Source organism: Microbacterium sp. K36, from assembly GCF_004794355.1.
GTDB classification, from domain to species: domain Bacteria; phylum Actinomycetota; class Actinomycetes; order Actinomycetales; family Microbacteriaceae; genus Microbacterium; species Microbacterium paraoxydans_D.
Genome location: NZ_SSDN01000098.1, coordinates 1 through 22,700 on the forward strand (window position 1 = coordinate 1; position 22,700 = coordinate 22,700).

Here is a 22,700-nt window from a genome sequence, read left to right on the forward strand (position 1 = left end):
GGCGACTCGGGGTCGGCCGGCTCCGTCTCCCGCGCGGCATCGCGCACGGCATCGGCGAAGGCGGCGGCTCCGGGTGCGCTGCGGGGCACCGGGGCTGCGGGGCGCGCGGGGCGCACGTCCAGAGCAGTGAGGAGGTCGAGGGCGGTCATGCCGGGTTCTCCGTCCGCGATCGGGAGGCGATCTCGTCCAGTTCCGCCTGCTCCGCGCGCAGGTCTGCCGTCCGCACTGCTTCCGCGTGGTTGTCGGCGAGCCGTTCGAGGCCGCGGAGAGTGCGCCGCGCGTCGGCGTGCGCGGACCGCGCCTCGACGACCGTCTCCTGCTGGAGGTCGGCCAGCGCGGTGAGGTCGGCGAGCAGCGCCCGGCCGGAGACCCGGGCCGCGGCGAGCGCCGCGAGGGTGCGCACGTCCACGGCCTCCGTATCGGTACCGGCCAGGTGGGCGCGCAGGGCCCGGTCCCTGGCCTCGGTGTGCTGCGCGTCGATGACCGCGCGCGACAGACGCTGCGCGGCCGCGCGCTCCTGGATCTCCCGCACGCGCAGGAGACCGGCGAGTGAGAACCCTCTGCTCATGACACCCCCTCGAAGGCGGAGACCAGGCCCTCCAGCCGCATCCAGGACTCCTCGATCGGACTCGTCTCGTCGAGCGGCTGGGTGAGGAACGCCGAGATGGCGCGCTCGTGCGCGATCGCCGCGTCGATACGGGCGTCGACACCCGCGTGGTAGGCGCCGATGTCGATGAGGTCGTTCGCCCGGCGTCGCGCCGCGAGCACCGCACGGAGGGTGGCGGCGTGGTCGCGGCGCTCCCGGCTCGTGACCTTGCCGGCCACGCGGGAGACGGATCCGAGGACGTCGATCGCGGGGTGATGACCGGCGAGCGCGAGGGCGCGATCCAGCACGACATGGCCGTCGAGGATCGAGCGGACCGTGTCGGCGATGGGCTCGTTGTGGTCGTCGCCGTCGACGAGCACGGTGTAGATGCCGGTGATGGAGCCGGTGCGGTCGGTGCCGGCGCGCTCCAGCAGCCCGGCGAGGAGGGAGAAGGTGGAGGGCGGGTAGCCGCGGGTGGCCGGTGGCTCGCCCGCGGAGAGCCCGATCTCGCGCTGGGCCATCGCGACCCTGGTCAGCGAGTCCATCATGAGGATCGCGTGTGCGCCCTCGTCACGGAAGGCCTCCGCGATCCGGGTGGCGGTGAAGGCGGCGCGGATGCGGGCCATCGCCGGCTGATCCGAGGTGGAGACGACGACGACGGAGCGCGCGAGTCCCTCCGGACCCAGGTCGTCCTCGATGAACTCGCGCACCTCGCGGCCGCGCTCGCCGACGAGGGCGATGACGGTGACCTCGGCTTCGGTGCCGCGGGCGATCATCGACAGCAGCGACGACTTCCCGACCCCGGACCCCGCGAACAGGCCGACGCGCTGTCCGCGGCCGACGCTGACCAGGGTGTCGAGCGCGCGCACGCCGAGGGGGAGCGGGGTGTCGATGCGGTCGCGCTCCATGATCGAGGGCGTGTCGTGATCCAGGCTCACATGCGGCGCTGCGAGGGGGCCCTTGCCGTCGATGGGGCGTCCGAGGCCGTCCAGGACCCGGCCGAGCAACGCGGATCCGGTGGGAACTCGAACCGGGCCGCCGCGCCCTCGTACCGGCGCGCCGACGGTGAGCCCGGCGACCGGGGCGAGGGGCATGCACCGCAGGCCGTCCTCGCCCGTGGCCACGACCTCGGCGTCGATGCCGTCGAGTGTCAGCACGTCCCCGACGGCGCCATCGAGGCCGCGGACCTGCACGCTGAGACCGCGTACCTGCGAGACCTCGCCGATCCGTTCCGGACGCGCCGCCTCGAGCACCGCGGCCCAGGAGCTCACGGCGCGCCTTCCAGGACAGCGCGGCGCGCGCGGGCGAGGGCCGTCCCGACCCTGGCGTCGATCAGGCCATGCTCCAGCTCGGCCACGGCATCGCCGCGGGCGAGGGTGTCGTCGGCCACCAGCGCGATCTCGGAGATGCCCTCTCCTGCCTCCACGGCGAGGATGCGGAGGTCGTCCGGGTGCACGCGGAGACGCCGGACGGCGGCTGCATCGGTCGCGCTCAGGGCGCGGCGAGCCGCGGCGGCCGCGGACGATCCTGCGTCGCCCAGTTCGGCCGCGAGGATGAGCTCCGCGAGGTCGATCGCGTGCGAGAGCACCTGCCCGGTCGCGGCGGACTCCAGCGCGGCCTCTCGGGCGGTCAGGGACCGGGCCGCGGCGTGCAGCGCGGCGACGGCGGCGGAGACGTCCTCGGCCCGGATGCGCTCCCGCTCCGCCTGCGCGGCCTCGGCCTCTCGTCGAGCAGCTTCGGCGTCGGCCACCCCCGCCCGGAAGCCGGCGGCGTGCCCCTCCGCGTACCCGCGGCGGCGCGCACGCTCCTGCTCGGCCCGGTGGTCGGATCCGCCGAGTCGGGGGAACGCGGCGGGCGCGAACGCCTCAGTAGACATATTCGTCCTCGTCGGCCCGCTGCACCGTGATGTCTCCCGCGGCCTCCAGCGCACGGATCGTCCGGACGATCTCGGCCCGCGCCTCCTCGACCTGGGAGACGCGCACCGGGCCCAGCGTCCTGGCCTCCTCGTCGAGGTTCTCGCGGTTGCGCTCGGACACGTTGCGGCGGATGAGGTCGACGATGGGCTGCTGTGCGCCCTTGAGGGCGAGGGCCAGCGAGCGGATGTCCATGCCTCGCAGCACGCGCTGGGTGTCGCGGTCGTCGAGCTTGACGATGTCGGCGAAGGTGAACATGCGCGACCGGATGTCCTCCGCGAGGGCACTGTCGCGGTCCTCGATGCTGGCGAGCAGCGCCTTCTCGATCGTCGCGCCGGAGCGCCCGATGATCTCCACGAGCGGCTCGACTCCGCCGAGCACCTCGGGACTGTCCCGCGAGGCGAGGCTGCCGGTGCGGGCCTTGAGGGCATCGGCGACGATCGTGATGGCCTCCTGCGAGGCGGTGCCCATGGTGGCGATGGCCTGGGCCACGTCGGTCCTGGCCGGATCGGGCAGCGCGGCGAGGACCGCGGCGGCCTGATCGGCGGGGAGATGGGCGAGCACGAGGGCGACGGTCTGCGGCAGTTCGCCGTCGAGGAGCGTGGCGAGGTGCGCGGCGTCGGCGGAGGCGAGGAAGTCGAAGGACGCGCTCATCGACGTCGAGCCGACCCGGCCGAGCACCGCCGCCGCACGCTCGGAGCCGAACGACGCCTCCAACAGGCCCGCGGCGATGTCGCGTCCGCCGCGCGCCGGCGGGAGGTGCCCGGCGGCGATGCGATGGAACTGCCCGAGCGCCTGCACCGTGGTCTCCGCATCGAGATCCTGCAGTCCGATGATCTCGGCGGCGACGGCCTCGGCCTCCGCTTCGGAGAGGTGCTTCATGACCTCGACGGCCTGTGCGCGGTCGAGGTTCATCAGGACGATCGCGGCCGTCTGCCGATCGGTCAGTCCGCTCATACCCGCGACCTGTCGTCGATGAGGGTGCGCAGCAGCTCCGCGGTGCGCTGCGGATCCTGACGCGTGAGCGCGGCGATCTCGGCGCGGCGGCGCTCCAGGCTGATCTGCGCGGGTTCGGGCTCGGGGTCGGGGTCGAGGTCGGGGACCGGCTCGAGGAAGGCGAGTGGCGTGGTCGGCGCCTCCAGCACGGCCGTCGGCGCGTCGGCCGAGAGCGCGGACAGCTCGGCGGGGCGGTCGCCGAAGAGCTGGTCGAACTCCTCCACACCGCGTGCCTTCCGCCGCGAACGGACGATGAGAGCGGCGATCGCGGCGATGAGGGGGATGGCGATGGCGGCCGCGATGATCACGGTGTTCAGGAGGGCGGCCTGACGGGCACCCTCTTCGGCGTCCTTCGCGGCCTGCAGCGCGGCCTGAGCGGCCTCGGCGTCCGTCTGGCTGAAGGCGACGAGTTCGACGGCGAGCTCGTCGCCGCGGGTGCGGTCGATGCCGGCTGCGGTGGCGACGAGGTCGCTGAGCTGCGCGGAGCTGAGGTCTCCGCCCGCACCGGCGTCCACGGCGACCGACACCGACTGCCGCAGCAGGTTTCCGGCGGGGGTGGACGTGCTCTCCGTGGCCTTGTTGACGGCGTTGGTGCGCGTCTCCTCCGTGTTCGTGTAGGTGCCGTCGCCGTTTCCATTCGGAACCGCGATGTTGTCCGGACCGAGCACGCCTGCCTCCGAGGTGGAGCCGTTGCTGTTCTGCTCGCGGACCTCTTCGGTGAGCGGGGGCGTGCCCTCGGCCGGGGTGTAGGTCTCCTCGACGCGTTCGTTCACGGAGCGGTCGATCTCGGCGACCACCGTCACGGTCGCGTTCCCCGGGCCGACCACGGTGTCCAGCATCTGCTGCACGCTCGCGGCCACGCGGGCCTCATAGTCGCTCGCCTGCTGGTCGAGGCCGCCGGTGGCTCCGCCGCCCACGGTCGACAGCGTGCGTCCGGTCTGGTCGACGACGGCCACGTTCTCCGGCTTCATGCCGCTGACGGCAGCCGAGGTGAGGTGCACGATGGCCTCGACCTGCTTCTGGTCGAGCGTCGTGCGCCCGGCGGTCTCCACGAACACGGAGGCCGTCGCGTCAACGGTCTCCGACACGAAGACGCTCTCCTCGGGGATCGCGAGCTGCACGGAGGCCGCGGAGACGCCGTCGATCGCGGAGATCGTGGCGGCGAGCTCGCCCTCGATCGCGCGCTTGTAGGTGACCGACTGCTGGAACTCGCTCGTGGTGACGCCCATGTCGTCGAGCAGCGAGTACCCGGCCGATCCGGCGCTCGGGAGCCCGGCGGAGGCGGCCGCGAGCCGCTGGTCGTAGACGTCCTTCTCGGGGACGAGCACCGTGGCGCCGCCGTCGGCGAGCTCGTAGGGGACGGAGGCGGAGCGCAGCTGCTCCACCACGGCGTTCGCGTCCGAGGCGTTCAGCCCCGAGAACAACGGCGTGTACGTGGGGCGCGTGAGCCAGCTCGACAGGGCGATGATGCCGAGTGCGAGCACGGCGATGCCGATGATGGCGATGGTCCGCTGCGCGAGCGAGAATCCGGCGATCACCCGCCGCATCCGCTGGAACGCCCCTGTCACTGCCGGGGGCATCAGGCCTGCATCCGCATGATCTCGTTGAACGCGTCGACGCCCTTGTTGCGGACGGCGGCGACGAGTTCGAGGGTGACCGCGGCGCGTGACGAGGCGATCATCGCGGCGTGGATGTCGTCGAGGTCGCCGGTCACGGCGGCGACCTTCAGGGTGTCGGACTCGGACTGCAGCGAGCGCAGCTCGTCGATCGCCCCGGTGACGCTGTTCGCGAAGGCCGTGTCGTCGCCGGTCTTCGCACCCGTCACGGGCGAGGTGGTCATGCCGAGGGACGAGGCCACGGCCTCGATGCCGGCGACGGCGCTCACGCGTTCCGCCCGATCTGCAGCGCCGCCTCGTAGGAGGTGCGGGCGCGGTCCACGATCGCCGCGCTCGCCTGGTATCCGCGCTGCGCGAGGATCAGCTGGCTCATCTGGTCTCCCAGGTCGATGTCGGGGTAGCGCACGTAGCCGTCGGCGTCGGCGAGCGGGTGGTCGGGCTGGTGCACGAGCCGGCCCTCGGCGTCGCCCTGGACGGTCCCGGCGACGTAGACCCCGGGGGACTGGTCGCTGGTCTGCGCCAGGATGTAGCGCGCCCGGAACGCCGCGCCGTCGGTCGACGTCGCGGTGTTGATGTTCGCGATGTTGTCGCTGATGGCGTCGAGCCACTTCCGGTGCACGGTCAGTCCCGTGCCGGCGATCCCGATGGCGTCGAAGGTCATGACGTCCTCATCGCGGTGCGCATCGAGGAGAACGATCCGTTCACGGCCTGCGTCGCGAACTGGTAGCGCAGCATCGTGTCGATGCTGGACAGGGTCTCGGTGTCGAGGTTCACGTTGTTGCCGTTCAGGCGCGTCGGCTCGAGCGACGTCCCGACCGTGGCGGACACGTCCCCGTCGCCGGCGGCGATCGAGTCGGCGAGCGCGGCCTCGAACTGCACGCGCTTGGCGTGGTAGTCGGGGGTGTTGATGTTGGCGATGTTGTCGGCGATGGCTCGCTGGCGCAGCGAGAGGCCGTTCAGCGCACTGGTCAGTGCGGTGATGGTCACAGAGTCGAACACGAACCGGCTCCCCGTGTGTGGGCGAAGTGGCCGTTCCCTGGCCGAGTCTTGCGAGCCATCCGTGCTCTCGGGAGACTGTCGGCCGTCCGTGCGGTTTCGTTAGGAGGGTTCCTCACCCGTCCACGTCGAGGTAGGCGGGGGCATCAGGAGAGCGCGGCGCCGGCACCCGCCGCACGGCACCGAGGTGCTGCCGCAGTCCCTCGAGCTCGGAGCGGGCGCGCTCCATGGCGGCGTGCTGCCGGTCGATCACCGCGCGGGCGCGATCGGCCAGGTGCGGGGGGAGCGGGGAGGACGGCGGCGCCCAGGGGATGATGTCGTGCACCTCGACGGCTCCCGCCGGTGCGGCGAGGATCCGGTCGGCGTCCGCTTCGAGCCGGTCGAGCAGCGCGGCCCAGTCCTCGTCCGTCATGCGCGGCCCTCGGCGACGGCCAGGGCGGCCGTGTGCCAGGCGTCGCGCAGCGGCACGACGAGTTCGCGACAGGCGTGCGTGCGCTCCGGATCGCGGCCGATGTTGGCGCCGATCAGCGTCTGCGAGAGGAAGACGTACAGCGAGCGCAGGCCGGCGCTGCCGCTCCAGTCGTCGGTGAGGGACGACGACAGCTCGGCCACGATCGCCTGCGCGTGCTGGAGCTGGGCGTTGGCCTCGGTCCAGTCGGCCGCCCGCTGTGCGGTCTCGGCACGTTCGATGTCGAGCAGGAGCCGGTCGTAGAGCATCGTGACCAGGCGCTCCGGCGGGGCGGACAGGATAGCATCCTCGCGGTACCGCTGCTGGGCACGCAGGGCGGCGTTCATGCTCACGAGTCCGACCCGGAGCGGCTGCTCGGCAGCGCGTTGATCTGGGAGGCGAGGTACGACGACTGCGACTGCATCTGCGACAGCATCACCTCGAGGCGGGCGTACGTGCGCTCCAGCGACGCCTTGCGCTGCGCGAGGCGCACGTCCCAGCGCTCCATCTGCTCGCCGAGGCTCTTGACCTCGCTCTCCTGACCCGTGATCCGCGAGGTGAGCAGCCCATCGTACTTGTCCGAGTAGGACGTCGCCGTCTGCTCCACGCGCGCCGCGACCGCGGAGAAGAGGGCACCGACGGCAGCCGGGTCCTTCGCCAGCGCCTCGGAGAACTTCTCCTCGTCGAACGTGAGCTTGCCGTACATGTCGGTCGAGATGCCGATCGTGGAGGGCGAGACGCCGTCCACGGGGTGCTGCACGGCGTCGGCGAGGGCCGTCCGCAGACCGCGGATGGTGCTGTCGCCGGTGAAGACGCCGAGCGTGGTCTTCTCGCCCTGTCCCGCGGCGACCGTCGCCTTCGAGCCGTTGTCGATGCGGGTGAAGATGTCGGTGAGGAGGGCGATGAACTCGCCGGAGGCCTTGGTCCTGGCCTCGCCGTCGACGGCGACGGTCACCGTGACAGGGGTGGTCGAGACGGTGGAGACCGTGACGTCGACGCCCTCGAAGAGATCGGTGAACGTGTTGCCGGACGAGGTGATGACCTGTTCGGCCGCGGTGCCGGCCCAGAGGCGCAGCTGGGCATCCGTGCCCGTGGCGATGACGGCGGCGCCCGGCTCCGTGGACACGTCCGTGGCGGTGCCGGCGGCCACCGCGGCGAGGTCGCCCGCGTAGACGCGGAAGCGTCCGGCCTCTCCGGACTCCTCGGCCCGGAGCTGCAGGCGGTAGACGGGGGTGCCGTCGGCATCCTTGCCGGCGGGGACGGCCGTGGCGAGGACGCCGGTGTCGGCGTCGTTGATGGCCTGGGCGATGTCCTGCATCGACGTCGAGTCGGCCTGCACCTGGACGCGCTTCCCCGTGGCGTCCTCGAGCGTCAGGACGGGCGGGTCGGCGGGCCAGCGGCTCGCGGACGCGGAGACCACCGTGTGCGCCTGGGCGAGACGGTCGACGACGATGTCGGTCGACACGGGCGCCGCGCCGGTGCGCAGGGCGACCTTCACCGACTCGGACGACGCGCTGCCGGTGAAGCGGTCGAGACCGCCGGGCGCCGCGGCCTTCTCGGCGGCGGCGGCGAGGTTCTGCACGGCCGTGTTGAGGGTGCGCAGCTGCGTCATGATGACGTTCTTGTCGTCGATCTTGGCCTTGAGCAGCGTGCGGGGGATGGCGTGCACGTCCATCAGCGCCTTGATGACCTCGGTGGTCTTGAGCCCCGACACGAGGCCGTCGAGCGAGAGCGACATGCGGCTTCCCTTCTGTGTGCGGCGGGGCCCGGGCGACGGCCGAAGCCGTCACCCGGACCCCCGGAGTGATTCCGTGCGGCGGCGCGGATCAGCGCAGCAGCTGGAGCACGCCCTGGTTGGCCTGGTTGGCCTGGGCCAGCATGGCCGTTCCCGCCTGCGACAGGATGTTCGCCGACGTGAACTTGACCATCTCGGACGCCATGTCGGTGTCGCGGATACGGCTCTCGGCGGCGGCGAGGTTCTCGGCCGACACGTTGAGGCTGTTGATGGTCGACTCGAAGCGGTTCTGCAGCGCACCGTAGCCGGCACGTGCGGTCGAGACCGCCTGGATCTGCGTGTCGATGCCCGCCAGAGCCGCACCGTACGATGCCGCGTCGGTCATGGTGCCGGCGAGCGTCTCGATGGTGGTGCCGAGGTTGGCGAAGTTGGTCAGGCCGACCGAGATCTGGTCCTCGGCGGCGACCGCGCCCGCACCCACCTGGAACGTCAGCGTCGTGCCGCCCGAGAGCAGCTTGATGCCGTTGAAGTTGGTGCTGTCGGCGATCCGGGTGAGCTCGTCGGCGAGGGCGCCGATCTCAGTCTGGATCGCTTCGCGCGACTTCGCGTTGTTCGAGTCGTTCGCACCCTGAGCGGTCAGGTCGCGCACGCGCTGCAGGATGGAGTGCACCTCGGTCAGGGCGCCTTCCGCGGTCTGGATGACCGAGATGCCGTCCTGGGCGTTGCGGGCCGCGACGTTCAGGCCGTTGACCTGCGAACGCAGGCCCTCGGAGATCGCGAGGCCGGCGGCGTCGTCCGCTGCGCGGTTGATGCGCAGACCGCTCGAGAGCTTCTCGAGCGACTTCGACAGGTCGTTCTGCGTGTTGGACAGGTTGCGGTAGGCGTTGAGCGCGCCCACGTTGGTGTTGATCTGCATACCCATGAGGGTTTCCTCCGTGATGTGTTGAACGGGAGACCATCCGTGGTCTCCTGCCCTCACCTATCGGCGGAGGATCCGGTCGCGTTAGGCGGGGGCGGCGGCGCGGAAGACGTCGCCGATCCGGACGCCGGCGGCCTCGGCGATGCGGCCGAAGTACGCATCCCGCGCGGCGGGCGACACCCGGGTGGTGGTCGTGGTCTCCGTGCCGCCCTCGGCGAAGTAGCGGTCCAGGGCGTCGCGGAGCAGCCGCACCGCCTCCGCCCGCTGCTGCGAGACGGCCGAGTGGGTGACGCCGAGCTCCTCGGCAATCTCCTTGACGGGGCGCTCCTCGACGTAGACGGCCACGACGATGCGCCGCATGCGCTCGGGGAGAGCGGTGATGGCGTGCTCGAGCACCTCTCGTCGCTCGCCGACCAGCGCGGACTCCTCGGGGAGAGGGATGTCGGCGACGAGGTCCCTCGTGGCGGGGTCGTCGAGCGGCGCGACGGTGCGCGCGGCGTCGGCGAGGGCCTCCACGACCGTCTCCTTGGGGGAGCCCATGGCGGTGGCGATCTCGGTGGCGGTCGCCGTGCGACCGAGGGCGGCGGTGAGGGTGTCGCGGACGGCGACGGTCTCCTTGATGCGCTTGCGGATGCCGCGGGACGCCCAGTCCATGGCGCGCATCTCGTCGGCGAACGCGCCGAGGATGCGGCGGCGGGCGTACGCGCCGAACGGGACGCCGAGCGCGGGGTCGTAGGCGTCGGCGGCGGTCACGAGGGCGAGCGCGCCGACGGCGGCGAGCTCTTCGCGGGGGATATGGGTAGCCCGAGCATGGGTGTCTGCAGCGAGGTAGCCGACCAGGGGGAGGTTGGCCTCGACGAGGCGGTTGCGCTCAGCGCGCGACGACATGGGGGATGATCCACCTCTCTGGATGCACTCCGGAAGCTCATGGCGAGGGGTAGATGTCCATATCACAAGGTCCGAGATATGTCCATGGGGAGAACTAACCGCCGCCAATCCACATAGTAACCTTAGGGGCGCGATGGCCGATAGAGATTTATGAACCGTTAACAGGCGGGCCGGTCGCACCTGCGTGGGGCGGGGATCGCTGGGGACAAGGGGATCATGGGAGCCAACGAACTATCGATGCAGCTCTGGCGCGAGCGCGAGCTGCTCGAGATGCTGCTTTTCAAGCTGGACGAGCAACAGCTGCTGCTCGCCGCCGGCCGATCGCACTGGATCCAGTTCGCGGCCAGGGAGATCGATCAGGTGCTGGACCGCCTGCGCGCCGCGAGCCTGGCCAGGGCCGTCGAGGTCGCCGGTGTCGCCGAGGAGTGGGGGGCTCCTCAGGACGCGACGATCGGCCAGCTCATCGAGCACGCTCCGGACGGAGCCTGGGGCGACGTCTTCACCGACCACATGCGCGCGCTGGTGAAGCTGACCGCGGAGGTCGAGCAGATGCGCGACGCCGCCGCGGAGCAGCTCAGTGGAGTGCTCCGCGCCACCCAGGAGACCATCGCCGCTCTCGGCCAGGAGAGCGGCGAGTACACCACCCGCGGCGACCGCGCCCGCGAGGACGCCGCCCGCATCATCGACACCGAGATGTGACCGAGAGGGATTCATGTCGACCTTCAGTGGACTGACCACCGCCGCCAGCGGCCTCGCCGCCGCGCGGCGGGGCATGGATGTGGTCGGGCAGAACATCGCCAACCAGAAGACCGAGGGGTACACGCGGCAGCGCGTCGAGACCTCCTCCATCGCCGCCGTCGCGCAGACGGGGCGCTTCAGCATGGGTGCGCTGCCCGGACACGGCGTCTCCATCGACGGGGTGTCCCGCCTTGGCGACGCGCTGCTCGACGCCCGGGTCCGCGACACCCTCGGCGCCTCCGGCTACTGGGCCACCCGTGCGCTCGCGGCGACGACGGCCGAGTCGGCGCTCGCGGAGCCGACCGACAAGGGCCTCGCCAACCGGCTGACGAACTTCTGGGCCGGCTGGCAGGATCTCGCCAACACCCCCGACTCCGGGGCCGCCGCCGCGAGCATCCTGGAGTCGGCGAAGGAGCTCGCCGCCCACATCTCCGGCGGCTATCGCACGGTCGCAGCGCAGTGGACCGCCGCCCGGGGGACCGCCGAGCGCACGGTCAGCCAGGTCAACGCCGCGGCCGACCAGATCGCGGTGCTGAACAGCGAGATCCGCGAGGCTCTGGCCTCGGGGCGTTCGGCCAACGAGCTCACCGACCGCCGCAACGTGCTCGCGGAGGACGTGGCCCGGCTCGCCGGCGGCACCGCCACCGTGGAGGCGGACGGCACGCTCACGGTGCGCCTCGGCGGCAACGCCCTGGTCTCCGGCGGGGACGCCCGTCACCTCGCACTGACCGGCTCGGCGACGATCGACGGCGCTCCGCGCGTCGGAGTCGTCTGGGAGTCGGTGCCGGATCTGCCCCTCGTCGTCGACGGCGGAGAGCTCGGCGGCTCGCTCGCGGTGCTCGCCCCGGCCGCCGACGGCGGGATGCTGGCGCAGCTCGCCGCTACCTACGACCGGGTGGCCACGGCGCTCGCAGACTCGCTCAACGCGCAGCACCGCGCCGGTGTGACGGCATCCGGACAGCCGGGGGGCGACTTCTTCACCCTCCCGGCGACCGGCTCCGCCGCGCTCGGGCTGCAGGTGGCCGTCACCACGGCGGCCGAGCTCGCTCTCGCCGCGCCCGGAGCCGGCTCCAAGGATGCGACCAACGCTGACCTCATCTCCCAGATCGGGCAGCGCGCGACCTCTCCGGATGCGCTGTGGACCGACCAGGTGACCCGCTTCGGCGTGGCCACCGCGGCCGACGTGCAGCGCGCGAAGGTGTCGGATGCGGCGGCGGTCGGCGCCGTCGGTGCGCAGCAGTCCGTCGCGGCGGTGGACGGCGACGAGGAGACGATCAGCCTCCTCACCTACCAGACCGCCTATCAGGCGGCGGCCCGCGTGCTCACCGCCGTCGACGAGGCCCTCGACGTCCTCATCAACCGCACGGGCGTCGTCGGACGCTGATCGGAGAAGCTCCATGATCTCTCGCGTGACCCAGACCACCATGACGCAGACGGCGATGCGCCAGCTGCAGTCCAACCTCTCCGAGCTCGCCCGGCTGCAGGAGCAGGCCACGTCGCAGAAGGCGTTCGCCGCCCCCTCGGACGATCCGGCGGCGGCCGCTGCCGCCCTCGCCCTGCACGCCGAGCAGCGGCGCACCGAGCAGTACGCGCGGAACATCGACGACGGCCTGGCGTGGGTGACCGCCGCCGACACGGCGATCACCTCCAGCACCTCCCTGCTCTCACGGGTACGGGACCTCACCGCGCAGGGAGCGAACGACGGGGCGCTGGACGCCGCGGCGAAGGAGGCCCTCGCGGTGGAGCTGGAGGGCATCCGCGATGAGCTGCTCTCGCAGGCGAACACCCGGCTGCTCGGGCGGTCCGTGTTCGCGGGCACCTCGGATACGGCGGCCTTCGCCGCCGACTACTCGTACAGCGGCGTCGCCGGCTCCGAGGTCACGCGACGTGTCTCCGATGCGGCGGCCGTCCGCGTCGACACCGACGGGGCGGCGGTGTTCGGCACGGGCGACGACTCGGTGTTCGCCCTCGTCGACCGCATCGTCGCCGACCTCCGCTCCGGCACCAACGTGGGACCACGGCTCGCGGAGATCGACGACCGCCGCACGGCGATGCTGGGCGTGCAGGGCGCGGTCGGCACCAGACAGGCCCAGATCGAACGCGCCAAGGAGGCGGCAGTGCAGAATTCCGTGTCCCTCGAGTCCCGCCGCGCCGCGGTCGAGGACGTCGACTCGGTCGAGGTGCTCATCCGCCTGCAGGCGCAGGAGCTCGTGTACCGTTCGGCGCTCGCGGTGAACGCGCGCGTGCTGCAGCCGTCGCTGATGGACTTCCTGCGATGACCGCCGCGCTCACCTTCACGGCCCCGCCGCCCGGACTGGCACCCCATGTGGACTTCGCTCTCGCACCGGTCGAGGGCGCGGACGGGCTCTTCGCGATGCGGGCGGTCGAGGACGAGGCCCTGCGGCTCTACCTGGTCGACCCGAACACCGTCCTCACGGAGTACGCGCCGACCCTCACGGACGCGCAGGTCGCCGACCTCGCGCTCTCCTCGGCGGACGACGCCTTCGTGCTCGTGGTCGCCCACCCCGCCGCCGACGGGGTCAGCGTCAACCTGCTGGCACCGGTCGTCGTGAACCGGGCGACGGGAGCGGCGACCCAGGTCATCCTCGAAGGCCAGGACTACCCGGTGCGGGCGCCGCTGGGCTGACCCGCGCGGGTGCCCGGGACCGGGCGTGGCGGGCGGGGTGACGACTACCCTGGAGAGGTGATCCTCGCCGTCGACACGTCCCTTGGCACCGCCGTCGCCCTCATCGACCCGGACGGGACGCGTCGTGCCGAGGCCGGCACCGCCGATCCGCTGGGCCACGCCGAGGTGATCGGCGACCTGGTGCGCGACGTGCTCCGGGAGGGCGGGTCCGACGGCATCACGCACGTCGTGGCCGGCATGGGGCCAGGCCCGTTCACCGGTTTGCGCATCGGCATCGCGACTGCCCGCGCGTTCGCCCTCGGCCGCGGTGTCCCGGTCGTCGCGGTCCCGAGCCACACCGCGGCAGCGCTCACGATCCAGGCCACCGTGACCGGCCCGTTCGCCGTCGTCACCGACGCCCGCCGCCGCGAGGTCGCTGTCACCGCGTTCGACGGGCTGGACGAGGACGGGATCCCGCGCACGATCGCCGACACCGTGCTCGTGCGCGCCGCGGATGCCGACGAGCATCTCGCGGGCCTCCGCCGGGTGGACGTGGCGACCCTGTCCGCGGTCGACCTCGCCCGGGTGGGGGCGCGGGCGCTCGCCGCCGGCCGGGTCCTCGCCGGCGAGGAGCCGCTCTACTTGCGGCACCCGGACGTCACCCTGCCCGGTGCCCCGAAGAGGGTGGGCGCATGACGCTCCGGGACGCGCGGCCGGACGACCTCGACGCGATCATGGCCATCGAGGAGCGCTCGTTCCCGACCGACGCGTGGAGCCGGGAGACCATGGCGAGCGAGCTGGCGAGCCCGCACGGCCGCTACCTCGTCGACGAGCTTGGCGGGGCCATCGTCGGCTACGGCGGGGTCAGGGCCCTGCAGGGCGGCGCGGACGCCGACATCCAGACCATCGCCCTCCTCGCCGAGGTCAGGGGACAGGGACGCGGACGTGCGCTCCTGCGTGCCCTGCTGCGGACGGCCGCGGCCCGGGGCGCGCACGAGGTGTTCCTCGAGGTGCGCGCCGACAACCCGCCGGCCGAGGGGCTGTACCGCGCGGAGGGCTTCGAGGAGATCGGCAGGCGCCCCCGCTACTATCAGCCGGACGACGTCGACGCGATCGTGATGCGTCTGGACCTGCGCCGCCACCCGGCGCCCGCCGACACGCCGGAGGAGGCGACCGCATGAGTGAGCCCCTGGTGCTCGGCATCGAGACGAGCTGCGACGAGACCGGCATCGGCATCGTTCGAGGCCGCACGCTGCTGTCCAACACGATCGCCTCCAGCATGGACGAGCACGCCCGGTACGGCGGCGTCGTGCCGGAGGTCGCCGCCCGCGCCCACCTCGAAGCGCTGCAGCCGGCCATCGACGCCGCCCTCGCCGAGGCCGACGTCCGCCTCGCCGACCTCGATGCGGTGGCGGTGACGAGCGGCCCTGGCCTCGCGGGAGCGCTCATGGTCGGCGTGGGGGCGGCGAAGGGACTCGCGGTCGCCCTCGACAAGCCGCTGTACGCGGTCAATCACCTCGTCGGCCACATCGCCGCCGACATCCTCACCCCGGATGCGGCGCCGCTGGAGTACCCGACGATCGCGCTGCTGGTCTCCGGCGGCCACACCTCCCTGCTCCACGTGCGCGACCTCACGACCGATGTCGAGCTGCTCGGCGAGACGGTGGACGACGCCGCGGGCGAGGCCTTCGACAAGGTCGCCCGGCTGCTGTCGCTGCCCTACCCCGGCGGCCCCGAGATCGACCGGGCCGCCGTCGGCGGAGACCCGGACGCGATCCGCTTCCCGCGCGGGCTCTCCCGTGCCTCCGACCTCGCGAAGCATCGCTACGACTTCTCCTTCTCCGGCCTGAAGACCGCTGTCGCCCGCTGGATCGAACGCTTCGAGGCGGAGAACGCCGCCGCAGGCGCCGACGCCCGGGACCTCCCGATCGCCGACGTCGCCGCCAGCTTCCGGGAGGCCGTCGTCGACGTGCTCGTCACCAAGGCGCTCAACGCGTGCGCCGACCTCGGCGTGCCGCGGCTGCTCCTGGGCGGCGGTGTGATCGCGAACCGTCGGCTCCGCGAGGTGGCGCTGGCCAGGGCCGCCGAGGCTGGTGTCACCGTGCGCATCCCGCCGCTGTCCCTCTGCACGGACAACGGCGCCATGATCGCCGCGCTGGCCGCGGAGCTCATCGCGTCGGGGCGTCCCGCCTCGACGCTCGGCTTCGGCGCCGACTCGACGCTGCCGGTCACCGAGATCCAGGTCGCGGAGGCGGTGCCGGCGTGAGTGGGCTCGCGCGCGGACCGGAGCCGGACGGGGCCACGCCCCGTGCGCGGGTCGAGCGCGCGAGCGGGCAGGTCGAACGCCCTGCGGGGACGGCGCGCATTCCCGGAGCCCCGCGGGAGGGGTACACGAAGCTCCCGACGGGTCCGGTGGGCATCGAGCCGGTGGTCGTCAGCGGGCCCGACCTCGACCACGGGGAGGAGGACGCCTGGGAACCGGCGTCCGAGCCGGTGCCCGTGGACGACACTCGGCTGGCGCCGTGGGCGCTGCTCGCGGCGATCGTCGCTCTCGGCGCATCGTTCTTCGTGGGGTGGGGGATCCCGGTCGCGGTCGTCGCCGTGATCGCCGCGATCATGTCGCTGCGCCGCCCCGTCGAGAACCGCGCGATCGCGCGCTGGGCGCTCGTGCTGGGTCTGTGCGCGACCGTGTACAGCCTGGGATGGCTGGTCTGGGCGGGCATGCAGTTCGAGAGGCTGGGCTAGGCGCGATGGCCGGAGCGGACGACGACGACGTCGAGGAGCGCAGGGCCCTGCAGCGCAAGGCGTACGGGCCCGGCGGGGTGCTGACCGCCGCGGAGGCCGCCCGTCTGCGCGCGCTCGAGGATTCCTTTCGGACACGCTCGGCGGGGCCGCCCGCGTCCGCGTCGATGACCGATCCCGTCCAGGAGGCCCGGCCACCCGGTGCTCCGCCGTCCTCCGGGTCCTCGTCCGCTCCGCGCGACGACGAACCTCCGGCCCCCGGCGGCGAACCCGCGATGCCGGAGGAGGAATCCGAGGAGGTCGCGACCGCCCGGACCGACTCTCCGACGCTCCCGGCAGGGCGGGGCCGTCTTCTCGGGACGCGCGTGCTCGCCGCGGTGGTGGTGCTGCTGCTCGGCATCGGCATCGGCTGGTTGGCCTTCGGCCGGACCGGCGGAGCAGCCGTCGCCCTGAGCTCCACGCAGCAGCAGTGGCAGTCCGAGCTCGTCGCGTCCGGACGCTACGACGCCGGCTCGGTGCGTGCGCTCGCCACGGAGGACGACGCGGTCGTCTGGACGGCGACGCAGAACGGTGGCGCGAGCATCTGCCTGGTCCTCCGGTCGGCGGAGAGCACGACGCCGAGCTGCAACCGGCGCGAGACCGTGCAGGAGGAAGGCCTGTGGGGCGAGGTGACGACGCAGCGCGACGACGACTACACGCGCCAGATCATGGCTCAGCTGATCCTCACGCCCGACGGCGAACCGGCGGTGAGCGTCGACGTCTCGGAGTACGGTACCGGTGACGGCGGCGGCATCACCTACGCGAACGAGGCGGAGACCCGCGCGGCCGCGCGTCTGGTCGAGGAGGGGTTCGACCCGAACGCCATCTGGGTCGTCGGGTACGACGATGATGTCCCCATCTGGACGGCCTCCGCGCAGGATTCGGGGCGGCATTGTCTCGTCTACGACGGATCGACGGCCGACGCTCCGATGGCCTGCGAGGAGACCGAGACGCTGGCGGAGCACGACGGGCGGCTGCGGTTGCAGGTGACGGACACGACGACAGGGCAGGTGACGACGTACGAGCTGCCGACCAGCGCGGGAGTGCCGTCCTTCACGATCATCCGCGAGGGGAGCGACGCCGGTGCGGGCGGAGACTGACGGAGGGGACGCCGCGGCAGCGGAGCGCCGGGCGCTGGAGCGCGCGGCGTACGGCCGCGACGGCGGGCTCGACGCCGCAGCGGCCCGTCGGCTTCAGGAGCTTCAGGAGGAGCATCGTCGTCGGACTCCTTTCGCGCAGGACGAGCCGGCGGAGTCGCCATCCGTCGGCGATGACGCGCCGGAGTCCGCGACCGGTCGCCGGGCGCCGGAGGACGTGTCGGACGCGGAGGACACCCCTCCGGCCACCTCGGACGACGTCTCCCTGACCGAGGCGCCGGCCGCGAACCGCCGCGGTCTCGTGCCGGTGCTCGTCGCGGCGGCGGCACTCCTCGCCATCGGCGTGGGGGCGGGCTGGGCGTGGTTCACCCCGCGGTCCGATACGTTCGCCTTGACGGAGGCGCAGGAGGACCGGCGGATCGAACTCGCCGGTGAGGGCTACGACCCCGGCTCCGTGCGTCCGGTGGCGGAGGCGGAGGGCGCGCTCGCCTGGTTCGCCACGCAGGACGACGGGGCCAGCCGGTGTCTGATCCTCGACGTCGACGCGGACTCCCAGTCGACCTGTCTGAAGGGGGAGGAGGCCGGGCCGGGCCTGTACGCCTCGCTCCCCGTCCCGACCTCCGCAGCGGACGACGAGGAGGGCTCCTTCTCCTTCGAGAGCGTGACGGCGGTCATGCTCTTCTCCACCGCGGACGAGCCGATGGTGAGCATCCAGCGCAGGGGAGGCGGCTCGACACTCGTCGCCCAGTTCGGTGAGGCGGAGCGGACGAGGGCGGAGGAGCTCGTCGGCGACGGCTACGACCTGGGCCTCTCCGTCCTCGGATCCTTCCGCGGGCAGCCGGTCTGGCTCGGCGACCGCAGTGCGGAGAACGGGCCCGCCCAGCGCTGCCTGATCGTCGACGCCGACGGCTCGCGCCAGTGCGCCACGATCGACGAAGCGGTGCAGTCCGGGCTCCGCGTGCAGCTGCTCGATGTCGACCAGGAGACCGGGGAGCTGCTGTCGGCGTCCGTGATCGAGGTGGACTTCACGCGATGGCAGACGCCCTATCTCACCGTGACCTCGGGCCCCGCCGTCGTCGACGAGACGACGGGCGAGTCCTACCTGGTGACCACCGGCCCGCCCGGGGATCCGATCCGCGTCGACATCCCGGGCCGCGACCCGGAGGGCTGACGCGCTCTCACTCCGCGGCGGGCACCCGGTCGGCGAGGATCGCGCGGCGCTGATCGCCGAAGCGGGCGAGGATCAGGGTCGCCTCGGCATCGCCTCGGAGGGTCAGCTTGCGCCGGAAGGCCGCCGGATCGACGTCCACCCCGCGCTTCTTGATCTCGATGCGGCCGATGCCGTGGGTCTTCAGGGCCGCGTTGATCGTCTTCGGGGTGATCGGCAGCGTCTCCCGGACGCGGAAGGACTGCACGAACGGGCTCGTCAGGGCGGCGTCCGAGGTCAGGTACGCGATGCGCGGATCGAGCATCCCCGCATCGAGGCTGCGGGCGACGTCGCCGATGAGCCGGGCCCGGATGACGGCCCCGTCCGGCTCGTGGAGGAAGGCCCCGAGCGCACGGACCGGAGCATCCTCGGCGTCTGCGGCGCCGGTGAGCTCGTGCGAGCGCTCGCCGCGGATGACGAGTGCGGAGCGCCGCACCCCTTCCCTCGCGAGCTCGCGCGACCACACCAGGAGTTCGACCACGCTCCCGTCGGCGCTGACCCACTGCGTCTCCGCGTCCGTGGGCAGGGCATCGCGGTCGTGGGCGGGCCCGAGCTTGATCCCGGTGGGGCGTTGCGCAGCGACGGCGAACGCCCAATCGAGGGACGGCGAGTAGTCGTGGGCGGAGATGCGCCGGGTCTCGCTGTGCCCGGAGGTGCGGCGGGCGGGGTCCATCCAGATCGCCTGGCCGGGGACCGGTTCTCCGAGGGCCTCCTCCGCGGTCGCGTGGCGCACCGTGGCGTCGTCGCCGAACGGGGCGAGGTTGTAGGCGGCGAGGGCCGCGGTCACCTCGTCGGCGTCCACCGCGTGCACCGCCAGCCCGGCGCCGGCGAAAGCGAGGGCGTCGCCGCCGATCCCGCAGCCGAGGTCGGCGACGCGCGTGAGGCCGGCCCTGCGGATCCGCTGGGCGTGGCGAGCGGCGACGCTCAGACGGGTGGCCTGCTCGAGGCCGGCGCGGGTGAAGAGCATGCGGGCGGCGAACGGGCCGAACTTCGCCGCGGCCTTCGCGCGCAGGTGCGCTTGTCCGACCACGGCGGAGACGAGGTCGGGGGAGTGGCCGGCGGCGCGCAGCCGGGAGACGGCGGCTGCGGCCTCCGCGGTGGAGGTGACCGGCCCGAGCGCATCGAGCAGCTCGAGGCCGGCGGGGGTCAGCAGGGCGCGCAGCTCGGACATCTCCACCCTCCCAGCCTACGGCGCGCTCGCCGCCCCGACCCGGGTTGGCACTCGCATTGCATGAGTGCCAGCCGACCGCCTACACTGGCATTAGCACTCTCGGGTTGAGAGTGCGAACGAGTCTTTCGTGTCAGCGTCAAGAAAGAAGAGGTAGACCGTGTCGGTTTCCATCAAGCCGCTCGAGGACCGCATCGTCATCAAGCAGGTCGAGGCCGAGCAGACCACCGCGAGTGGCCTGGTCATCCCCGACACCGCCAAGGAGAAGCCCCAGGAGGGCGAGGTCGTGGCGGTCGGCCCCGGCCGTATCGACGACAACGGCAACCGCGTCCCGCTCGACGTCGCCGTCGGCGACCGCGTGCTCTACAGCAAGTACGGCGGCACCGAGGTGAAGTTCGGTGCAGACGAGTTCCTCGTCCTGTCGGCTCGCGACGTCCTGGCGGTCGTCGTCCGCTGATCGCACACCCGGTTCCCTCCGCCCGCCGGACGGGAGCCCGGTTCGAAGAGGGCCCGGATGCTTCGGCATCCGGGCCCTCTTCGGCATCCTGAGCGGCGCGACCCTGGTCCTCGCGGGCATAGGGTTGTGCGGTGACCCCCGAGACGACCCGCGCCACCCGGACGGCGGGTATCGCCTACGCCGGGAGCGCCTATCTGCTGTGGGGCGTCCTGCCGCTCTACTTCCTCCTGCTGCAGCCGACCGGTCCGTGGGAGGTCGTCGCCTGGCGGGTGCTGCTCTCCTTCGTCTTCTGTCTCCTGCTGCTCACGGTCACGAGGGGATGGCCCGCCTTCCTCGCGATCGTCCGGAGCCCGCGACTGCTGGGCTGGACGGCCCTGGCCGGCCTCCTCATCTACGTCAACTGGCAGGTGTTCGTCCTCGGCACGCTGAGCGGGAACGTGGTGGAGACGGCGCTCGGCTACTTCATCAACCCCATCACGACCGTGCTGCTCGGCGTCTTCGTGCTCAAGGAGCGCATCCGCCGGCTGCAATGGGTGGCCGTCGGCATCGCGGCCGCCGCGGTGGTCGTCATCGTCCTGGCGTACGGCCACATCCCCTGGATCGCCCTGACCCTCACGGCGTCCTTCGGTCTGTACGGACTCATCAAGAAGAAGATCGGTCGCGCCGTCGACGCGGTGAGCGGGCTGACGCTCGAGTCGTTCTGGCTGATCCCCATCGCGGTGGTGCAGCTCGTGATCGTGGCGACGACGCCCGTCGGTCTGACCATGGGGACGGCGGGCTGGTCGCACGCCGTGCTGCTGGCGTTCGCGGGTGTGGCCACCGCCGTCCCTCTGCTGCTGTTCGCGGCCGGCACGCGTCGGGTCGACCTCGCCGTGATCGGCATGCTGCAGTTCCTCACCCCCGTCCTGCAGTTCCTGATCGGGGTCGTCGTGCTGCACGAGCCGATGCCGGCGGAGCGCTGGATCGGGTTCGTCCTGGTGTGGATCGCGATCGCGGTCTTCGTCGTCGATCTGCTCCTCGCCGCACGGCGCGGCCGGCGGGACGCCCCCGCCGCGGGGCTCTGATCCCGCCCGCCCACAGGCGGAAACAGCGGTCCTGGATCGTTAACGCACCGAGATACTTGCCCCTCCTGCGCGCGGGGCGCACGCCCTAGTGTTAGAGCACCCGACTGTGGTCACCATCCACGTTCGTTTACGCAAGGGAGCATCATGAACGCACTGAAGGGCTCGCGCAGCGCGAGGATCTTCGCCGGGATCGCGCTGGTCAGCGCCTCCGCCCTCATCATCGCGGGCTGCAGCAGCACGCCGAACGCGGAGCCGTCGGACGGGGGTGGCGACAAGCCCGCCGCCGACCTGACGCTCAAGCTCGGTTCGCTGCTGCCCGCCACCGGTACGCTCGCGTTCCTGGGCGCGCCGATGGAGGCCGGCGTCCAGCTCGCCGTGGACCAGATCAACGAGGCCGACGCCGGCATCACGATCGACCTCAGCACGGCAGACGAGGGCGACCTCGACAACAAGGCCTACGAGACCTCCATCACCAACCTGCGCAACGACGGCATCACCGCCATGATCGGCGCGGCGTCCTCGAGCGTCACCAAGCTCATCCTCGACGGCAACGCGGGCGCGGACATCCTGACGGTGTCCCCGTCCAACACCTCGCCGGACTTCACGGGCATCAACCCGCTGTACTTCCGCACCGCCCCGAGCGACAACCTGCAGGGCGAGGTGCTCGGCAACGAGATCGCCGAGGACGGCCACAAGACGCTGGGCATCATCTACCAGAACGACCCGTACGGCACGGGTCTGTTCGAGGCGATCAAGGCCACGTTCGAGAGCACCGGTGGCGAGGTCGTCGCCGACGCGTCGTACAACCAGGGCGACGGTCAGTTCAACGCCCAGGTCTCGGAGATCGCCGCGGCGAAGCCGGATGCGGTCGCGGTCGTCTCCTACGACCAGTTCGCCACCATCGCGCCGCTGCTCGGCAACGCCGGGGTCGACACGGGGTCGCTGTACCTCGTCGACGGCAACCTCAAGGACTGGGGCGCGGACGTGTCCGTCAGCCTCGAGGGCTCGAAGGGCACCCGCGCCGGCGCCGAGCTGCCGCAGGACTTCCTCGACCAGCTCAACGCGGTCTGGACGGCCGAGGGCAACGACCCGATCGACGCCGTGACGTACTCGGCCGAGGCGTACGACGCCGTGGTGCTGATCGCTCTGGCCGCGCTGAAGGCCGGCTCGGTGGAGGGCCCGGACATCGCGGCGGAGATGATCACCGTCTCCGGTGGCGACGGCGACGGCGAGAAGTGCGACAACTTCGCCGACTGCGCCGCGATCATCAACGACGGCGGCACGCCGGACTACGACGGCCTCTCCGGTGAGATCACGTTCGACGAGAACAACGACCCGAAGGGCGCCGCGATCGGCGTCTACGAGTTCGACTCCGAGAACGTCACCTCGCGCATCAAGTAACGCAGCGACGACGAAGGCCCCGGATGCTTCGGCATCCGGGGCCTTCGTCGTCCGAGCGCCGGCC

At 72.2% G+C, this 22,700-nt stretch carries 27 protein-coding genes; 13 read left to right on the forward strand and 14 right to left on the reverse strand.

Annotated features, from left to right (window positions below; genetic code table 11):
* Positions 1-145 precede the first annotated feature (145 nt).
* The 13 genes from DW296_RS13820 to DW296_RS13880 all read right to left on the reverse strand — a co-directional run bounded on the left by DW296_RS13820 (position 146) and on the right by DW296_RS13880 (position 10,097).
* Complete coding sequence (locus tag DW296_RS13820) at positions 146-568, reverse strand: hypothetical protein (RefSeq protein WP_136052683.1); 423 nt, start codon at positions 566-568, stop codon at positions 146-148.
* Positions 565-1,857: a FliI/YscN family ATPase gene (locus tag DW296_RS13825; protein WP_136052684.1), complete on the reverse strand. Its 1,293-nt coding sequence runs from the start codon at positions 1,855-1,857 to the stop codon at positions 565-567. The genes DW296_RS13820 and DW296_RS13825 overlap by 4 nt, the downstream gene beginning before the upstream one ends.
* The gene (locus tag DW296_RS13830) at positions 1,854-2,462 is read right to left on the reverse strand and encodes a FliH/SctL family protein (RefSeq protein ID WP_136052685.1); all 609 of its coding nucleotides are present in this window, start codon (positions 2,460-2,462) and stop codon (positions 1,854-1,856) included. Before DW296_RS13830 ends, DW296_RS13825 begins: the two co-directional genes overlap by 4 nt.
* Positions 2,452-3,456: a flagellar motor switch protein FliG gene (fliG, locus tag DW296_RS13835; RefSeq protein ID WP_060923209.1), complete on the reverse strand. Its 1,005-nt coding sequence runs from the start codon at positions 3,454-3,456 to the stop codon at positions 2,452-2,454. Before fliG ends, DW296_RS13830 begins: the two co-directional genes overlap by 11 nt.
* A complete protein-coding gene (gene fliF, locus DW296_RS13840) occupies positions 3,453-5,075 on the reverse strand; it encodes a flagellar basal-body MS-ring/collar protein FliF (protein ID WP_136052686.1) in 1,623 nt (540 codons plus the stop codon). The genes fliG and fliF overlap by 4 nt, the downstream gene beginning before the upstream one ends.
* Positions 5,075-5,335: a flagellar hook-basal body complex protein FliE gene (gene fliE / locus DW296_RS13845; protein ID WP_051582258.1), complete on the reverse strand. Its 261-nt coding sequence runs from the start codon at positions 5,333-5,335 to the stop codon at positions 5,075-5,077. Before fliE ends, fliF begins: the two co-directional genes overlap by 1 nt.
* A gap of 41 nt (positions 5,336-5,376) precedes the next feature.
* Positions 5,377-5,772 (reverse strand): flagellar basal body rod protein FlgC, encoded by a 396-nt coding sequence (locus tag DW296_RS13850; protein WP_025104348.1) that lies wholly within the window; start codon positions 5,770-5,772, stop codon positions 5,377-5,379.
* Positions 5,769-6,110 carry a flagellar basal body rod protein FlgB gene (gene flgB / locus DW296_RS13855; RefSeq protein WP_025104347.1) on the reverse strand — a complete coding sequence of 114 codons (342 nt, stop codon included), beginning with the start codon at positions 6,108-6,110 and terminating at the stop codon, positions 5,769-5,771. Before flgB ends, DW296_RS13850 begins: the two co-directional genes overlap by 4 nt.
* Positions 6,111-6,222: 112 nt before the next feature.
* Entirely contained in the window at positions 6,223-6,519 is a 297-nt protein-coding gene (locus tag DW296_RS13860) for a hypothetical protein (protein WP_062635827.1), read from the reverse strand.
* A complete protein-coding gene (fliS, locus tag DW296_RS13865; protein ID WP_136052687.1) occupies positions 6,516-6,902 on the reverse strand; it encodes a flagellar export chaperone FliS in 387 nt (128 codons plus the stop codon). The genes DW296_RS13860 and fliS overlap by 4 nt, the downstream gene beginning before the upstream one ends.
* A 2-nt stretch (positions 6,903-6,904) precedes the next feature.
* On the reverse strand, positions 6,905-8,293 hold the full coding sequence (gene fliD, locus DW296_RS13870; protein WP_136052688.1) for a flagellar filament capping protein FliD: 1,389 nt from the start codon (positions 8,291-8,293) through the stop codon (positions 6,905-6,907).
* An 88-nt stretch (positions 8,294-8,381) separates the two neighbouring features.
* Positions 8,382-9,212, reverse strand: coding sequence for a flagellin N-terminal helical domain-containing protein (locus tag DW296_RS13875; RefSeq protein WP_025104343.1), 831 nt, complete (start codon positions 9,210-9,212; stop codon positions 8,382-8,384).
* 81 nt (positions 9,213-9,293) lie between these two features.
* Positions 9,294-10,097, reverse strand: coding sequence for a sigma-70 family RNA polymerase sigma factor (locus tag DW296_RS13880; protein WP_136052689.1), 804 nt, complete (start codon positions 10,095-10,097; stop codon positions 9,294-9,296).
* Between the two features lie 216 nt (positions 10,098-10,313).
* On the opposite strand from DW296_RS13880, the gene flgN reads away from it, so the two are divergent.
* From flgN to DW296_RS13930, 10 genes are read left to right on the forward strand one after another with little or no spacing between them, the layout of a single operon-like run.
* Complete coding sequence (gene flgN, locus DW296_RS13885) at positions 10,314-10,796, forward strand: flagellar export chaperone FlgN (protein ID WP_025104341.1); 483 nt, start codon at positions 10,314-10,316, stop codon at positions 10,794-10,796.
* A gap of 13 nt (positions 10,797-10,809) precedes the next feature.
* Positions 10,810-12,219 (forward strand): flagellar hook-associated protein FlgK, encoded by a 1,410-nt coding sequence (gene flgK / locus DW296_RS13890; RefSeq protein ID WP_136052690.1) that lies wholly within the window; start codon positions 10,810-10,812, stop codon positions 12,217-12,219.
* Positions 12,220-12,244: 25 nt separating this feature from the next.
* On the forward strand, positions 12,245-13,114 hold the full coding sequence (gene flgL, locus DW296_RS13895) for a flagellar hook-associated protein FlgL (RefSeq protein WP_306304914.1): 870 nt from the start codon (positions 12,245-12,247) through the stop codon (positions 13,112-13,114).
* Positions 13,111-13,482 carry a flagellar assembly protein FliW gene (locus DW296_RS13900; RefSeq protein WP_136052691.1) on the forward strand — a complete coding sequence of 124 codons (372 nt, stop codon included), beginning with the start codon at positions 13,111-13,113 and terminating at the stop codon, positions 13,480-13,482. Before flgL ends, DW296_RS13900 begins: the two co-directional genes overlap by 4 nt.
* Positions 13,483-13,539: 57 nt before the next feature.
* A complete protein-coding gene (gene tsaB, locus DW296_RS13905; RefSeq protein ID WP_136052692.1) occupies positions 13,540-14,157 on the forward strand; it encodes a tRNA (adenosine(37)-N6)-threonylcarbamoyltransferase complex dimerization subunit type 1 TsaB in 618 nt (205 codons plus the stop codon).
* On the forward strand, positions 14,154-14,642 hold the full coding sequence (gene rimI / locus DW296_RS13910; RefSeq protein WP_136052693.1) for a ribosomal protein S18-alanine N-acetyltransferase: 489 nt from the start codon (positions 14,154-14,156) through the stop codon (positions 14,640-14,642). Before tsaB ends, rimI begins: the two co-directional genes overlap by 4 nt.
* Positions 14,639-15,727, forward strand: a complete 1,089-nt coding sequence (gene tsaD / locus DW296_RS13915; protein ID WP_136052694.1) for a tRNA (adenosine(37)-N6)-threonylcarbamoyltransferase complex transferase subunit TsaD — start codon at positions 14,639-14,641, stop codon at positions 15,725-15,727. The genes rimI and tsaD overlap by 4 nt, the downstream gene beginning before the upstream one ends.
* The gene (locus tag DW296_RS13920) at positions 15,724-16,206 is read left to right on the forward strand and encodes a hypothetical protein (protein ID WP_136052695.1); all 483 of its coding nucleotides are present in this window, start codon (positions 15,724-15,726) and stop codon (positions 16,204-16,206) included. The genes tsaD and DW296_RS13920 overlap by 4 nt, the downstream gene beginning before the upstream one ends.
* 5 nt (positions 16,207-16,211) lie before the next feature.
* Complete coding sequence (locus tag DW296_RS13925) at positions 16,212-17,342, forward strand: hypothetical protein (RefSeq protein ID WP_136052696.1); 1,131 nt, start codon at positions 16,212-16,214, stop codon at positions 17,340-17,342.
* Positions 17,326-18,510 (forward strand): hypothetical protein, encoded by a 1,185-nt coding sequence (locus DW296_RS13930; protein ID WP_136052697.1) that lies wholly within the window; start codon positions 17,326-17,328, stop codon positions 18,508-18,510. Before DW296_RS13925 ends, DW296_RS13930 begins: the two co-directional genes overlap by 17 nt.
* Before the next feature lie 7 nt (positions 18,511-18,517).
* Here the strand turns inward: DW296_RS13930 and DW296_RS13935 are convergent, their stop codons facing one another.
* Positions 18,518-19,723, reverse strand: coding sequence for a class I SAM-dependent methyltransferase (locus DW296_RS13935; RefSeq protein WP_136052698.1), 1,206 nt, complete (start codon positions 19,721-19,723; stop codon positions 18,518-18,520).
* A 151-nt stretch (positions 19,724-19,874) separates the two neighbouring features.
* Between DW296_RS13935 and groES the strand changes: the two genes are divergently transcribed.
* The 3 genes from groES to DW296_RS13950 all read left to right on the forward strand — a co-directional run bounded on the left by groES (position 19,875) and on the right by DW296_RS13950 (position 22,636).
* On the forward strand, positions 19,875-20,171 hold the full coding sequence (groES, locus tag DW296_RS13940) for a co-chaperone GroES (RefSeq protein ID WP_017203655.1): 297 nt from the start codon (positions 19,875-19,877) through the stop codon (positions 20,169-20,171).
* A 131-nt stretch (positions 20,172-20,302) separates the two neighbouring features.
* Complete coding sequence (gene rarD / locus DW296_RS13945; RefSeq protein ID WP_136052699.1) at positions 20,303-21,235, forward strand: EamA family transporter RarD; 933 nt, start codon at positions 20,303-20,305, stop codon at positions 21,233-21,235.
* Positions 21,236-21,379: 144 nt separating this feature from the next.
* Positions 21,380-22,636 (forward strand): ABC transporter substrate-binding protein, encoded by a 1,257-nt coding sequence (locus DW296_RS13950; protein WP_136052700.1) that lies wholly within the window; start codon positions 21,380-21,382, stop codon positions 22,634-22,636.
* The last annotated feature ends 64 nt before the right edge of the window (positions 22,637-22,700 follow it).